At 33.5% G+C, this 14,228-nt stretch carries 11 protein-coding genes; 3 read left to right on the top strand and 8 right to left on the bottom strand.

Features of this window, described 5'->3' with window-relative positions:
* Window positions 1–2 precede the first annotated feature (2 nt).
* Window positions 3–950 carry a prenyltransferase/squalene oxidase repeat-containing protein gene (locus AC1Q8M_RS24380; protein WP_098855510.1) on the bottom strand — a complete coding sequence of 316 codons (948 nt, stop codon included), beginning with the start codon at window positions 948–950 and terminating at the stop codon, window positions 3–5.
* A 276-nt stretch (window positions 951–1,226) separates the two neighbouring features.
* Here AC1Q8M_RS24380 and AC1Q8M_RS24375 point away from each other — a divergent pair, with 276 nt between their 5' ends.
* Window positions 1,227–2,120: an isocitrate lyase/PEP mutase family protein gene (locus AC1Q8M_RS24375; RefSeq protein ID WP_098855509.1), complete on the top strand. Its 894-nt coding sequence runs from the start codon at window positions 1,227–1,229 to the stop codon at window positions 2,118–2,120.
* An 808-nt stretch (window positions 2,121–2,928) separates the two neighbouring features.
* Here the strand turns inward: AC1Q8M_RS24375 and AC1Q8M_RS24370 are convergent.
* Together AC1Q8M_RS24370 and AC1Q8M_RS24365 are read right to left on the bottom strand one after the other, a co-directional pair.
* Window positions 2,929–3,132: a hypothetical protein gene (locus AC1Q8M_RS24370; RefSeq protein ID WP_492334202.1), complete on the bottom strand. Its 204-nt coding sequence runs from the start codon at window positions 3,130–3,132 to the stop codon at window positions 2,929–2,931.
* Between the two features lie 13 nt (window positions 3,133–3,145).
* Entirely contained in the window at window positions 3,146–3,823 is a 678-nt protein-coding gene (locus AC1Q8M_RS24365; protein WP_098855508.1) for a CDP-alcohol phosphatidyltransferase family protein, read from the bottom strand.
* 125 nt (window positions 3,824–3,948) lie between these two features.
* Between AC1Q8M_RS24365 and AC1Q8M_RS24360 the strand changes: the two genes are divergently transcribed.
* The gene (locus AC1Q8M_RS24360) at window positions 3,949–4,626 is read left to right on the top strand and encodes a hypothetical protein (protein ID WP_098855507.1); all 678 of its coding nucleotides are present in this window, start codon (window positions 3,949–3,951) and stop codon (window positions 4,624–4,626) included.
* Between the two features lie 456 nt (window positions 4,627–5,082).
* Here the strand turns inward: AC1Q8M_RS24360 and AC1Q8M_RS24355 are convergent, their stop codons facing one another.
* Both AC1Q8M_RS24355 and AC1Q8M_RS24350 read right to left on the bottom strand, forming a co-directional pair.
* A complete protein-coding gene (locus AC1Q8M_RS24355) occupies window positions 5,083–7,269 on the bottom strand; it encodes a DNA topoisomerase III (RefSeq protein ID WP_098855506.1) in 2,187 nt (728 codons plus the stop codon).
* Between the two features lie 79 nt (window positions 7,270–7,348).
* Window positions 7,349–7,600, bottom strand: coding sequence for a transposase (locus tag AC1Q8M_RS24350; RefSeq protein WP_002169259.1), 252 nt, complete (start codon window positions 7,598–7,600; stop codon window positions 7,349–7,351).
* 115 nt (window positions 7,601–7,715) lie between these two features.
* Between AC1Q8M_RS24350 and AC1Q8M_RS24345 the strand changes: the two genes are divergently transcribed.
* A complete protein-coding gene (locus AC1Q8M_RS24345; protein ID WP_016103240.1) occupies window positions 7,716–7,943 on the top strand; it encodes a helix-turn-helix domain-containing protein in 228 nt (75 codons plus the stop codon).
* A gap of 144 nt (window positions 7,944–8,087) precedes the next feature.
* Here the strand turns inward: AC1Q8M_RS24345 and AC1Q8M_RS24340 are convergent, their stop codons facing one another.
* Genes AC1Q8M_RS24340 through AC1Q8M_RS24330 form a run of 3 tightly spaced genes read right to left on the bottom strand, consistent with a single transcriptional unit; the run spans window position 8,088 to window position 14,218 of the window.
* Entirely contained in the window at window positions 8,088–8,801 is a 714-nt protein-coding gene (locus AC1Q8M_RS24340; RefSeq protein ID WP_098855505.1) for a hypothetical protein, read from the bottom strand.
* Window positions 8,782–10,437: a tyrosine-type recombinase/integrase gene (locus AC1Q8M_RS24335; RefSeq protein WP_098855504.1), complete on the bottom strand. Its 1,656-nt coding sequence runs from the start codon at window positions 10,435–10,437 to the stop codon at window positions 8,782–8,784. The genes AC1Q8M_RS24340 and AC1Q8M_RS24335 overlap by 20 nt, the downstream gene beginning before the upstream one ends.
* Window position 10,438: 1 nt before the next feature.
* Window positions 10,439–14,218 carry a hypothetical protein gene (locus AC1Q8M_RS24330; protein WP_492334201.1) on the bottom strand — a complete coding sequence of 1,260 codons (3,780 nt, stop codon included), beginning with the start codon at window positions 14,216–14,218 and terminating at the stop codon, window positions 10,439–10,441.
* Between the last annotated feature and the right edge of the window lie 10 nt (window positions 14,219–14,228).

Below are 14,228 nucleotides of genomic sequence, written 5' to 3'. Positions count from 1 at the left end.
AGTTACTCCCAAAAAGTGCGCATGCTTATTTTATTACAATGCGCCTCATACTTAGAGAAAGCATCAAGAACATCGCAGGTCATTAACAAAGACGAACGTCTACCAGGGAATATCCCCCATCCCCCATCCGGATTAACTGTACTCTGAAGACAGACAATTCCACGTTCTATTACCTGAAGGATCCGTAAATCCGCAATTACACTGTATGTCAGGAGTAATGCCCTAATTGAATCACAGGTATGGTCAATGTGCTTATCATCCCAGAACCCATCTTCATCTTGGGAATTGATTAAGAAATCAATGGCATTTCCGATGGTTGAGGTGTTCTTTGACTCAACTAACACTAATTTCGGTAGAAGATGAGCAGTTGAACCTACCGCTTCTTCTTTTCTCTTATCGTCAATCCATGATCCATTCGATGCTTGTGTGTGCTCTAAATACAGCTTTGCACGGTTAAGACAGTCATTTGCAGCTGCATGTATCTCTTTCGTGGCAGTTCCAAAATATTCTTTTCGTGTATAAACTAAAAGCCCTATAGCAGAACTGGTCGCGTCTAGTGGTCCCCAGGTGCGGTCCGGCCAAAAACCTTCTGGATCCTGCTTGGATATCACATACCGCACAGCACGTTCAATTCGGATAGCAAAATCTTTTTTGTTCAGCACTCGGTTTGCTCTGATCAAATTTCTAGTTGCAAAGCAAGTATTACGGATGCCGCTGCCCAATTCATTGGGATGATTACCCCAGCCCCCGTCGCTATGTTGGTGATGAGAAAGAGCTTCAAACTCAGAAATATATTCCCCCAAGTGACCTAGCTGGAGTATTACACGCAACACGTGATTAATGACATCATATGTAGGGGTTTTTCCTTCCAAAAGGCTCCATTTCGACCTATTAGCGACGATACCAGTCTTAAAATAGTCATCAATCAACTGAACTGTAATATTTGACATACCAACTCTCCTTTAACATTTTTTTGGAATTTTTATCCTATAGTTAAATCTATTAACTTATAGGGACATTTAGTCTAATAAATTTAATTCATAATAGGAGAGTGAAATGAATAAATGGAAGAAAAAAGAAAACTCCGTACAATACTAAATAGTAGTAATCAACTCTCCTTTAACATTTTTATTTTTTGGAATTTTTATCCTACAATTAAATATATTAAATTGTAGGGACATTTAGTCTAATGAATTTAACTTATAATAGGAGAGTGAAATGAATAAATGGAAAAAAAAAACAAACTCCGCACATTACTAAATAGTAGTAATATTTCAATTCTAGGAGGGGCACACGATTCTCTCAGCGCAAGGCTTGTAGAAGAAGCAGATTTCGATGGCGTCTGGGCTAGTGGTTTCGGAATTTCGCTAGCAAGTCACTGTCTACCAGATGCAGATCTTCTTACTATGTCAGAGATTCTTAGTGTAGTCAGAAATATGGTCCATACAGTTAAGCTTCCGGTACTAGCAGATTGTGACGCCGGATACGGAAATGCAATGAATGTAATGCGATTAGTGAGGGAATATGAACGCACTGGTGTGGCTGGTATCTGTATTGAAGACAACATGTTTCCAAAACGATGTAGCTTGTATGAAAACTGGAAGAGGGAACTCATCCCTCCACATGAGATGGCTGGGAAGTTACGTGCAGCAAAAAAAGCCCAACAAGATCGGGATTTTGTAGTAGTTGCTAGAGTCGAAGCTTTAATTGCAAATCACGGATTGGAGGAAGCAATTTACCGGGCTAATCTCTATGCGGATGCTGGTGCGGATGCTATTCTTATTCATTCCAAGGAATTCGCACCTTTGCGGGAGTTTACCCAGTCTTGGCATGGAAACATTCCTCTTATTGTTGTACCCACCCTATTTAATGATGTACCCTTGTCCGAACTTGAACAATGTGGCATCCGATTAGTAATTTATGCTAATCAAGCCGTTCGGGCGGCGATGCGTGCTATGCGCAACACATTACAAACCATTAGGTCAACGGGCATGAGCAATTTCACTGATGACCAGATTGTTCCTTTGTCGGAAGTCTATCAGATTGTTAATTTGGACATGCTGAGGGATGCAGAGGAAGAGTTTTTGCCTCATAATGTTGAATCCTTTACCGAAAAGTAATTCAAAATACAAAACCTAAAACTAGGGAATTAATAACAGGGTAGTACCCTAGATATTTGAAAAAACATACCTAAGATATATTTAGAATCGAAAAAACAGATTTTTCCTACGCTTTGGAAGGAGGAAAATCTGTTTTTTTCGTTTATAGCAATATTAAACCTGTTAGCAACAAGGAATGTCAGGTTTAAGCAGTTCACTCTATACCAGAGTAATTATCTTAATGGGACCTTAGCTGTTTTCGATAGTGCAAGTTCGAGTGAACAAGTATCTGGAATTCACAAAATGGTAGCCATTAGGAATTATACTAGATTTAGGATTACAATGGGGGCTTTCCAGTTATGGTCCTCGTTGGTTATGGAAATTACAATCTCGCGATGTGACCCATACAGTTGCCCCCAAACTCTGGTAGTGGAAAAAAACGGCCAATTTTTCCTACGCTTCGAATCAGCGGGCGGAATGATAAAAGACTCGCTTCACGAGCTTCACTGAATACACTTGATAGACTGCTCAAAGGATAGCTTTACTAATACCGTTACCCTTTTCCAATGTGAAAACTTTAAACATAAGCATATCTCTTGTAGTGGCATTTGTGTGCTTTATATGTCATATCTTGTTGGAAATTGGTACAAGTGTCCTTTTCCTATTCTTCTCACCAATGGTCAACCAATTTCATTCCTAACTTACATTGCATGTTTTAATACAATAAAACTCCTTTTGATTTAACCAAAGCATTTCCCTTTATGTTAATTATCGAACAAAGGAGAAGTATCATTCAGGAGTGAAGCATCTCTCAATGGAGATGCACCCTTCAGTGAAGATCACCTTTCAATGGAGATGCACCCTTCAATGGAGATGCACCTTTCAATGGAGATGCACCTTTCAATGGAGATGCACCTTTCAATGGAGATGCACCTTTCAATGGAGATGCGCCTTTCAATGGAGATGCACCTTTCAATGGAGATGCACCAGATAATTGTGAATCTCTTTTTTGATAATCCTTTTCAAAACTCATAATTTTTTCCTCCTTATAATACTTTATAGTTTTTACGTTCAGCCTTGTAATACAAAATTGATGCGATGATCCATGCGAGATTTGATACACACGCCCAGATAGTTAAAGATGGAAATAAATACCCTGTTAATCCACCAATTGCGAGTATGTTTGTGTTAAGTGGCATAAATAAGATTAACCCTTTAGTAAGGTTATATAGCCAGCCATAGCTTACTTCAGGATTAGCTTTTTCTAAGATTCGGGCATACCCAAATTCGAAAATTAGCCCTCCACAAATTGCCGCTATACCGATGGGCCAAGCAGTCAAGAAACCTTGCTTTGACGCTCCGTATGTAGCTCCAAGCAACACGATTGAACCGCCGACAAAATGAACGATTTCTTCTAGAGCACCACCTGTAAAGGTACAAAGTTCTTTGCCACGTGCAAGTTCTCCATCCACACAATCTACGACATATGATGTAAATATAAAGCTAACTCCTACCCACAGCCATGGTTGCCTCCCTTGCGCTAAGCATATACTTGCTGCTAACAGAAACATAAAGTGAAATCCTGTTACCATATTGGGTGTTACAGAAGTTGAAAGAAGCACCCTTGTTACATAAATTGAAATCCAGCGTGTAGCTCTCCACGTAGGTGCCTCGGACACGTCTTGGAGTTCTTTCCGTAATGCTTTAATGTTTTTTTCTTCCATAGTAGATGCCACCATATCACAAAATATATATTTATGATTAACTTCAGCATATTTATGGAAAGGTATACATAGATGATAGTCTTTTTTTATAATTATTTTTAAATTGATGGATAGGGAGATGAATAATGTTGTACTTTCAAGGAACAAGTTTCACAAAAGTTGGGATATTAAGTGGACATAAACGGCTACCACTTGCGCTCAGTATGTGGTATCCTCTAGTGATTTGGTTGTGCCGAAATTCAATTTTTCGTAATTGGGGTGCCGATAACATAATTTTACTACAAATAGTTTTCATTTTGTTAGGAGCCATTGGGTTAGCTACTGGTCAATTAGCATGGGGGATAGCCGGATGTATTGCTATCCTTCTCTCCAACTTATTTGCTGTCGCACTCCGTGAGTTACCTGGTAAAGCGGGTAATGGCGGAACTGTATTAGTAGCAATAGTAGACTTATTTTGTGAGCAAATTGTAGTCATAGGTGCGGCTAAAGGTACCATGCCACAGATGGGTGCTTCAATATGGCTTTGGGCATCTTTCGCCATTATTGGCAGTGGAACGGTCCTTATGGTAGCTAACCGGATCTCTTTACTTGTGCCTGAAATTACATACGAACCTTTACCACGCTCCATAGTTGGTGTCTTTTACGAACTTATGCCACTGCAACGGAATTTAGCAATAATTGGAGTAATAACATCCCAAAAGCTGCTGACAATTATTCTGGGAGCCGTTATCCCTAATTTTTTTTGGATAGCCTGGATTATTGCCCTATATCAAAAAGAAAAAATATACTCCAGTAAAGTTTAAACAAAATAGGGATACGACAACATCGCCATCAACTTAAGAAATTAATTGTTCCTCAAAACAAAAAAATGAGCCGAACTCTCATACATAACTGTGAAAAGATAAATTTTTCGTTATGGGAGTTTTCTCAAATATTAGCTTGAGGGGCATGGAACGGTTCTCCTAAGGGCATTCTTTTTGAGAAGAAAATAGAATTTTAACGGTTTGCTAAAGGTGTGTGTTTAAAATAGTTACGGTGTAATGTGAATATTAATATTTAGCCGGTACAAAAGTAAAAGGGTGATACATATTGGTCATGTATCACCCTTTATTTTTTTATTACCTTTTACAGATTAGGTCTTAATAAATTGTAAATGTCCAAAATAATTTAGAAAGAATGGAAAAGATACTGCAACTAAATAATAAATACAGATAAAAAAGCTAAGTCATGTTGAATTTCTTGCATGCTCAGGCTTTTTGTTAGTCGAACTTAAATCCTTTTAAAGCTTCTGCCAGTGCATTATTTATTGGTTCTTCTTTATTCTGCTGCTTTAAATATTTCTGAACCGTACGTTTATCGACTTTACCACGGGATTCTTTCTTACGTCTTGCTTCAAAAGCTGATAGCTTTTCACGATGGCCGCATTTACATACAAAGATTTGCCCTGCACCTTCACCACGAAGTTCTAGTTTCTTCTTACATTGCGGACAACGAGCATTTGTTGTACGAGATACATTTTTACGATGACCACATTCACGATCTTGGCAAACAAGCATTTTTCCTTTTTTTCCACTCACCTCAAGCATAGGTTTACCACAGTCAGGACATGACTTTGTAGAGATGTTTTCATGTTTGTATTTTTTGTCACTTGCTTTAACTTCTGCAACGATTTCTTTAGTGTGCTGTTTCATTTCATTGATAAAGACATCTTTTTTCAGCTTACCTTTTGCAATTAGTTCAAGTTTTTGTTCCCACTCTGCTGTCGTAGCTGGTGAACGCAATTCTTCTGGAACTAAATCTAACAGTTGACGACCTTTTGATGTGATGTAAATATCCTTGCCACCACGTTTTTCGATTAAGAATGAATTAAATAATTTATCAATGATATCTGCGCGTGTCGCTACAGTACCTAATCCACCAGTAGATTTTAACGTATCAGCAAGTTGTTTATTTTGCGTATCCATATATTTTGTAGGATTCTCCATCGCTGAAAGTAATGTTGCCTCATTAAAGCGTGCAGGTGCCTTCGTTTGACCTGATGTTTGGGCAATTAGTTTTACGTTTAATGTATTGCCTTTTTCGATGCGAGGTAAGATTTGTTCTTTTACATCATCGGTTGCATCATCATCTTCAAATCGATTTTCATAAACTTCCTTCCAACCAGCATGTAAAATTGTTTTTCCGCGTGCAATGAACGTTTCATTACCAATCTTTGTACGCAACGTTAGTTGCTCGTATTCGAATGCTGGGAATAAAACTGCTAAGAAACGTTTTACAACTAAATCATAAATTTTACGTTCTTTATCTGTAAAAGCTGAGAAGTTTACATAGCTTTCTGTTGGAATAATTGCGTGATGATCGCTTACTTTACTATCATCAACAAATGATTTATTAGACTTTATCGGTTTATTTAAAATTTTATGTGCTAAAGGACGGTATTCTCCAACTCCACACGCCTTCAGACGTTCTGGAAGTGTCCCGATGATATCTGATGAAATGTAGCGTGAATCTGTACGAGGATACGTTAGCACTTTATGTTGTTCATATAATTTCTGCATAATGTTTAATGTTTCTTTAGCAGAGTAACCAAACTTTTTATTTGCATCACGTTGTAATTCAGTTAAATCATAAAGACCAGGAGAGAATAACTTCTTCTGTTTCTTATCAATTTCCACAACAGTAGCATCTTGCTTATCTAAGCTCTTTACGATACTATCAATTTTTTCTTTGTTAAAGCTTCGATTATTCCCGTTAACATCTTGCCAAGTTAGTTTGACTGAACCAGTTTGTGCTTCAATGCCATAGTACACTTGTGGTTTGAAGTTTTTAATTTCATCTTCACGTGCAGCTATCATGGCTACAGTAGGCGTCTGAACACGCCCACAATTTAACTGTGCATTATATTTTGTCGTTAAAGCTCTAGTGGCATTTAGTCCAATGTACCAATCTGCTTCAGAACGAGCTACGGCAGCAAAATATAAGTTTTCGTATGCTTTACCAGGTTTTAAATTATTGAATCCATCTTTGATTGCCTTATCTGTTACGGATGAAATCCATAAACGTTTGATTGGTTTATTTACTTTAGATTTGGCAATAATCCAACGGGCCACTAATTCACCTTCACGCCCCGCATCTGTCGCGATAATGATTTCATTTACGTCATTACGATTCAACTGTGATTTAACGGAATTAAACTGTTTACCGGATTGTTTGATTACTGATAGTTTTAAACGATCGGGTAGCATTGGTAAATCTTCTAAATTCCATTTTTGATATTTCTTATCATACATTTCTGGATCAGCTAGGGTTACTAGATGTCCTAGTGCCCATGTCACGATATATTTATCGCCCTCTAAAAAGCCGTTCCCTTTTTTATTACATTTCAGTACATTCGCAATATCACGAGCTACTGATGGTTTTTCTGCTAATACTAAGCTTTTTGCCATATCTTCATGCTCCTTCAATATCTTGTACTTTATACTATAACACAGTTCTAATACATGAAATATGGATAAAGGATTAGTTCTATTTTGAAGTCATTATTGTCATTGCTTGTTTAAGTATTTCTACTTCTTGTTTTAAACGTTTATTTTCTTTTTGAATAGCACTGAATTCTTTAAAAGAAATAGCCGATTCATCAGCATATAGTTTTATCCAAGAATAGATTGCGGTGGGTGACACTTTATATTCCTTACCCAGTTCAGTTGTTGCCCTTCCTTCAAGATGTAATTGAACAATTTTCTTTTTAAAACTTTCGTCATATTTCTTACTAGACATAAAAAATCTCCTTCAAAAAATGTTTATTAATATTGTAGCATCACCTCTTTATGATGACTATAGTCGGTCGATTAAATTAGTGGATTTCTTAGTTAATTAACTAAGAGGTGAGCTTATGGAGATATCAAAAGCTTTTGGTACCGTGTTAAGAAAACACAGAAAACTAGCTGGTCTTTCCCAAGAACAATTGGCGTTACAATGCGACCTAGATAGAACTTTTATTGGATTACTAGAACGCGGACAAAGGCAGCCTAGCATTACTACGATATTTATTATTTGTGGGGTACTAAAAATCATGCCTCATGAATTGATTAAAGAAGTTGAAAGTTTATGCGTTATTTAAATGATGTATTTCACAAAACATAGAGGGAAATTGAAGAGCGAATATACTATACAAAAGTATGGACTAAATTAAGAGAACCCCTGCTAGTAGCAGTAAGGTTCTCTTAATTATAAGCAAAATATATTTTTCCACTTTATCAGAAGACTATAAGTCTAAGTCTTCGATAAGTGTATTTTTTGTCTTCGTTATAGTTACTACATTATCAATTGTATTATCAGTATTAAGCTCTAGTATAGCCTTATTAGGCTGTTCTTTAAATATATCCTGAAATAGTTGTTCCACTGTAGCAGATCTAGTTTTTCCAGTTGTAATTAGGTTTATTAAATCAAGCTCTTTAATACTTGATAAATTTGCCCATTGAAAAAGAACATTTTGATAGATTTCGTTATTGTCCTTAAGATTTGCAATCTCAGCCTTAAGTTCGACAATTTCTTGTGTCATCTTAGCTTCTTTTTCTTTGAGTTGCTTGTAGCGAGTAGATATTTTTCGATAGCCATACTCATTTACCTTCAGTTGATTAATAATTTTCTTTTTAGTAGCTGGAGTGTCTTGTGATAATCTGTTTATAACATCATTTGTTGAGATAATTTCAATGTATTGATTATTGTTTTCTATTAAAGTACTTCTCCTTTTATTGATTTCATCAACTAGCAGTTTTCCTTGACGACCAGGTTTTCTCCAAAAATCTTCACTCAGTTTAAAATCTAATATTCCTTTGTTATATTCTTCTAGCGCATAAAGAAAGATTTCTTTATACCTTATAATTTGAACATTTGCCTGATTTCTTAAGAAATCATCAACAATCTTTAGAAGAATATCTTTAGGATATATTTTAGGCTTACGCCCTCGACTTTTCATACATTTCAAACCTTTCCTTTAGTTTTGCTAATTGGTATAATGCATCTTTTACTTTCTTAGAACTTTCAATTAATTGATAATTGAATTGCGAATTTTTTTCATCATATGCATCATTTTTATGATGTATAAGGCCGGTTTTATGAAGTGCTAATAATTTATCGATGCATAATTTAAGAACAGACTCTTGATTAACAAGGACGTTTTGTAACTTATCATAATGTTTTAGGTAATCATCTAAGGTTATTCTCCAATGCTTACAGAGATAATGTTCATCTACAGGACAGTCTTGTAAAGGATCTGTACAATAACCGATTTCTAATGGGATTTTAGCAACTTCAGAAACTTCCGTAGTGGTATTCATCGCATTTTTGAAAATAATTTCTTTGAAAAATTTGTTTGAAAGGTCCCCTAAATGTCTTTTTTGATTTGTTAATAATTTTATTAGGTCTGAATCAATCCAATATTCCAAGTGGTTATGATAAGTCATTTGAGAATAAACAGAATTGTGTCCCCCTAATCTAGCAATCTCACTCGGATGATAACCTTGCAACATTAAATTCAAAAATGCAAAATGGCGAGTGTCGTTCGGTCTTACTTTCCTATAGATATTGTAAGGTGATTGGGTATGGGGCTCTGAACTGTGCTCTAATAATTTGAGGCCATACTTCCCACAAACAATTTCTCTATAAAACTTGTCTAATAAATTCCTGAAATTTCTGTAATTAAAGATTTCTGGTTTTATATTTCTAACCACACTAGACGTTTGTAATAATGTTTTAGACGGTTTAACGGAATATATTTTTTGTTGATATAATTTGATTGAGTTGGCAATTTTATCCGAAACCAAAATTTTGTCGTAAGCGATTTTACAATTCCTTAGATTTTTGCTTCGAGGTAAAGATAAAAAACATCCTTCTTTATTAAAAGTTAAACAATCAAATTTCAAATTACAAAATTCGTTAATACGTATCGGAATAATATTTGTTAAATTCCACCATAAATGAATCGGATAGTAGTCCAAATATTCTTTATCAATATCCTTATTAGAAAAGTATACTTCAACTATTAAAGAAAATTTAAGAACATCTTGGCTTGATGGTAATTTTCTGATCGCCGCTAACTTCTGTATTTGATAATATTCTAAAATTAGTTCCAGGTACTCTTCTGGCACTATCAAATCTTGGAGAAAATCTAGAAATTCTAATAGTAGAGATGCTTTATTTTGTAGAGAATTAGGTTTAAGATTTTTAGAAAAATAGTTAAGTTCAAATTCTTCTATTGCTTCTAGGTTAAATCCTTTACTTAGGATCAATGCATCCTTTGCTCTCCTTATTTTATATGTTAAATGCTTGAAACTACCTCCGCCCTCTAAAAGTAAAATAAACCAAGATTTTAATAGCAAGATAAATTGGTCAGTATCAAACTTCTTTGATGAAAAAGAATTGAAGCTAAAGTCTACAAAATATGTTTGTGAAAAATATTCATCATAAATATTCCACCTGTCATTGGATGCTTCGGCTGTAAGATTTACCCCCATGTCTTTAAGACTGTTTATTCTATCTTGTAAGTTACCACGGAGACTCTCATTATAATGGGTTGAGGTAGACGAAAAATCTAGACTATGATTATTCTCCATCTTAAACACCTCCAATTGTTAGATTTTCATGTATACTATCTAAGCTACGTATGTTATTCAAGAAATCTGAGTAGTCCTTTCCTAAAAATGAGCTTAGTACATTCTCTCCAAACTGTTTTTTAGCAATACTTATTAATGAAAGGTTTTTGTATAATAAATTAGCTAATCTAACTCTTTCCCCTTTATAAGGAATGTTTTTAATCTGCTCTAATTTAGGTATCAAATTATTTAGGTTGTAAACAGTCTTTGCTAGTACATAAAAATGTGGAATTGCAAATGGGCAACTGTTACATTTTCTATCTAGATATAAACAATCACCGAGAATACATTGCCAAAAGTTTTCTTTGGCTGGCAATTGATTCATATCTATTAAATCTAATACTTCTCTCTGTTGTTCCTCCGATAAACGCTTAACGAACTCGTATAAAGGTTTCTTTTGTTCTTCAATTGCATTTAACATTATTGAGAAATTTTCAATCTTATATATGTCTCCAAAAACTGTGGCTAACAATTTTTTTTCATTGTTTTCAATAGAATTATTTTGAGATTCACCAATAACAATTTGTTTTAAATAATCATAGGTATATCCAAAATAGCCTTTATCAAATAATTGCCTACTAATTTTGTTTAGATGTTCTTCACTTATATGTACATATCTATTGGTAGTGTCTAAAGAATCATGATTTCTAATGAATTTAGTAATCTCCAAAGGATTACGATTTGTTTTTTGTTTTAGGATTGAATCCACAAAGGTTATAAATGTACTGTTAGCCATTAGCGATTTAAATTTAAATTCTTTTTTAGGAAAATTTTTAAAAAATTTATCATGCATGCTAGTAGTCAATTCGTTTGAATTACCTAAATCAATCAAGTTATTTCTTTTTGAATGTATTAATTGAGCCTTAAGTTCACATAAAACGATAGCATTAGCTACAGGTACAATCATATCTTCAGAAATAAAGAAAAAAGCCTTTTTACCATTTTTGTTATGATAAATATTCATTAAGTTCGATGTTAATTCCCAGATAATTTTTGTAGATTCTTCTAAGGTTAAATTGTAGTTTTCAAATGATTTATAATCCAGCACAGGGATAGACAAGGGGATACGAGGTATCTTTTCAATAAAATCAGTACTTCTCCATCCGTTATTTAAATGAAGCATTACGTATAACCAAATGGATTCATAATTCCCCTTTGTCTCACACATTGATTTTGTCTTATATTCAGAAAGGGCATTGTCTTTATGGCGTTGAATGTCTTTAACATAGTCCAGTAGTGTTAAAAACTCATTAGTCGAATAAATTTGCTTATTGTGTTTAGAGTTTGCTAAACGCTCGTTTTTTTCCACATATGGGTTATTAAGCTCTGAAACCAAGTACTTACAATTAGAAAACCTTAAAAGTAAGTGATTAAAGAAACCATATAAAACTTCTTTGTAAGTACTTGGAACTTTATTGTTTAAAAATACGAAATTAATCTCATTAGAATTCATGTCCATAATTTCTTTTGCAATTAATGTCGACTGTAGTAATTCTGTTATTTTAATAAATCGAACAAAAAGTTTCTTGATCGTTTTAATATTTCCATTTGAACTTAATAATTTTTTTGAAACAAAATTATGCCATGCTATTTCTGTATTTTTAACTAAGTTTGGAAAATACAAATCTAATTCTTTGACTGTTTTCAAAAAGATTTTATCTGGGAGAGTATTATATTCTAATTCATTTTTATATTGTTCAATTAAACTAGAAACTTTTAATGAATTTAAATAATTATCAATAACTTTCTTAGAATATACATGTTTAAGTTTTTTTAGACGACCAAATCTTAAAGGAGGTGGTATCTGGAATTTTGCTTTATTTTTATTTAATACAGTGATAGGGACTTTGGCAATTGCTTCAACATGAGTATAGTTTAAACTTAATAAATTGTTTTGCTCTTCATATAACTTTTTTAAAAGATTAGAACAATCCTCTAGCAAATAATAATTAATATTTCCGTACTCCAACTTTAAGATACGAAAGTGTTCTTTATTTTCATCAAATTGTTTCTTTGAATAGTCTAATTGGATTATTAAATCTTTTTCGGAAATTATGGTTTTAATTTTGTCATTTATAGAGGGCGTTGAATAGTTCGCTATTTCCTCTAAAATTGGTACGATTTTTTCATCATCTAAATGCCCAAGCACTTGAAGTGAACTCTTTATTTCTGAGGTGGTGTTTGAATTATGTTGTGTATCATTACTAGTTTCCAAAACATTGGTCGTTTGATGATTAGTAGTACTTTGCCTTTGTTTATCATTGATTTCGGCAACAATGTTATCAATTTTATCCTTTGGAAAACCTAAGTGAGATTTAGTGAATTTATTAAACTTTACCTCAATCGGTAATTCTTCAGCAATAATAGGAATATTAAAATCTGAACAAATACTGTAAAACTTACTTATGTTAAATCCTAGTAAATATTCCACGTCACTAATTAAATAATAATTCGAATCGTAGTAGTTATATAAATCATTTCTTTTTTTAACAAAATCATCGATCTCTTCCTTGCACCAATAATTCTGACGTGATGGTGGGATTTTTATAGGAAAAACTCTAAATTTAGCCATATATCTTTCCACATTATTTGGTATATTGAGTAATTCCATTAATTGTTTAGAAGTATAATATTCAGTTAAAACATTATTAATTTCTGCTCGATCACTATATTGTTTCTTCAGATTGAGAAATTGTTCCTTATCATAGAAAATAACAGCGCTCGCAAACTTATATACGTTATCAATAGGTCTTGTATGGATAGGGGTTAATTTACGAATAAGTTTTCTAGAATATCCTAAGGCTTTTATTTGACCACTGGTTATTTTAGTTTCAAGGTTATGTTCATAATTTTTATCTATAATATTTTTCAAATAATCTATACTTGACTTATCATAATAATTAATTTCATATTTCCCATTTGACGTTAATGTGATGCCATATTCTCGAATCATTTTTTTGAACTTTTCAGTATTTTTATAGCCCAAATGTTCTTTAGCATCTTTTTCGCAGATAGTATGAGTTAGGAGTTTTCTGGATTTTAACTTTCTCTCCACTTCAGTTTTATCATAAAAGGCAATCCCCCCAGCGTCAGCATACTCATTAATTCTATCAATAGGTTCTGCCTTAAACTTTTGAAGTACTACCCTACCATTTTTTTTAAATCCTAGTTCCTGCACTTGCTGAGTACTCAAACGATTGGCTTTATTAAATAAATACCTTTTTTTAACTAAGTCAATAAAGGGCTTTATATCTGATTTCTTATAATACTTGAAGGAGCTATATCCTCTTTTTACTTCTTTAATATTGCAATCATTTAATGCTTTTTGAAGTTGTTGGGGTGTTTTAAAACCCACTAATTCCATTATTTGCGAAATTGATAATAATTTAGAATCACATTTTTTTGATGCTAAATATGCATTTACTTCTACTTTGTCGTAGAAGTAAGAAGCTCCAGTAAAAGTCTTATATCTATCAAAAGGCTCAGTAGGTTTGCTCTTAAGAATATTTCTATCGTATCCAGTACATCCTAACCTAATAAGTTCTTTAGAGGTATATTTATTTAAGCAATTTTCTTTATAGCGTTTTTCAAGAATATCCTGTAAATTATTTATAAGATCGGTATCATAAATGATTTCTCTAGAATTATCTATACCTACTTTTTGTATTAAGGCTTCTTTAAGAACTAATCTAGTTTGATATATTGATAAGTTAAGGTGGCTTGAAACCTCTTTTAATGTCATATAATTAAGC

Source organism: Bacillus sp. GW823-FHT06A10 (assembly GCF_058795375.1).
This window is presented reverse-complemented; position numbering and strand designations above follow the sequence as displayed.

Excerpts from the sequence above, each read along its gene's own strand:
- AC1Q8M_RS24340 (WP_098855505.1), bottom strand. The coding sequence starts at position 8,801 with ATGAAAAGTCGAGGGCGTAAGCCTAAAATATATCCTAAAGATATTCTT.
- AC1Q8M_RS24330 (WP_492334201.1), bottom strand. The coding sequence starts at position 14,218 with ATGACATTAAAAGAGGTTTCAAGCCACCTTAACTTATCAATATATCAA.
- AC1Q8M_RS24350 (WP_002169259.1), bottom strand. The coding sequence starts at position 7,600 with ATGTCTAGTAAGAAATATGACGAAAGTTTTAAAAAGAAAATTGTTCAA.
- AC1Q8M_RS24365 (WP_098855508.1), bottom strand. The coding sequence starts at position 3,823 with ATGGAAGAAAAAAACATTAAAGCATTACGGAAAGAACTCCAAGACGTG.
- AC1Q8M_RS24360 (WP_098855507.1), top strand. The coding sequence starts at position 3,949 with ATGTTGTACTTTCAAGGAACAAGTTTCACAAAAGTTGGGATATTAAGT.
- AC1Q8M_RS24375 (WP_098855509.1), top strand. The coding sequence starts at position 1,227 with ATGGAAAAAAAAAACAAACTCCGCACATTACTAAATAGTAGTAATATT.
- AC1Q8M_RS24345 (WP_016103240.1), top strand. The coding sequence starts at position 7,716 with ATGGAGATATCAAAAGCTTTTGGTACCGTGTTAAGAAAACACAGAAAA.
- AC1Q8M_RS24335 (WP_098855504.1), bottom strand. The coding sequence starts at position 10,437 with ATGGAGAATAATCATAGTCTAGATTTTTCGTCTACCTCAACCCATTAT.
- AC1Q8M_RS24370 (WP_492334202.1), bottom strand. The coding sequence starts at position 3,132 with ATGAGTTTTGAAAAGGATTATCAAAAAAGAGATTCACAATTATCTGGT.
- AC1Q8M_RS24355 (WP_098855506.1), bottom strand. The coding sequence starts at position 7,269 with ATGGCAAAAAGCTTAGTATTAGCAGAAAAACCATCAGTAGCTCGTGAT.
- AC1Q8M_RS24380 (WP_098855510.1), bottom strand. The coding sequence starts at position 950 with ATGTCAAATATTACAGTTCAGTTGATTGATGACTATTTTAAGACTGGT.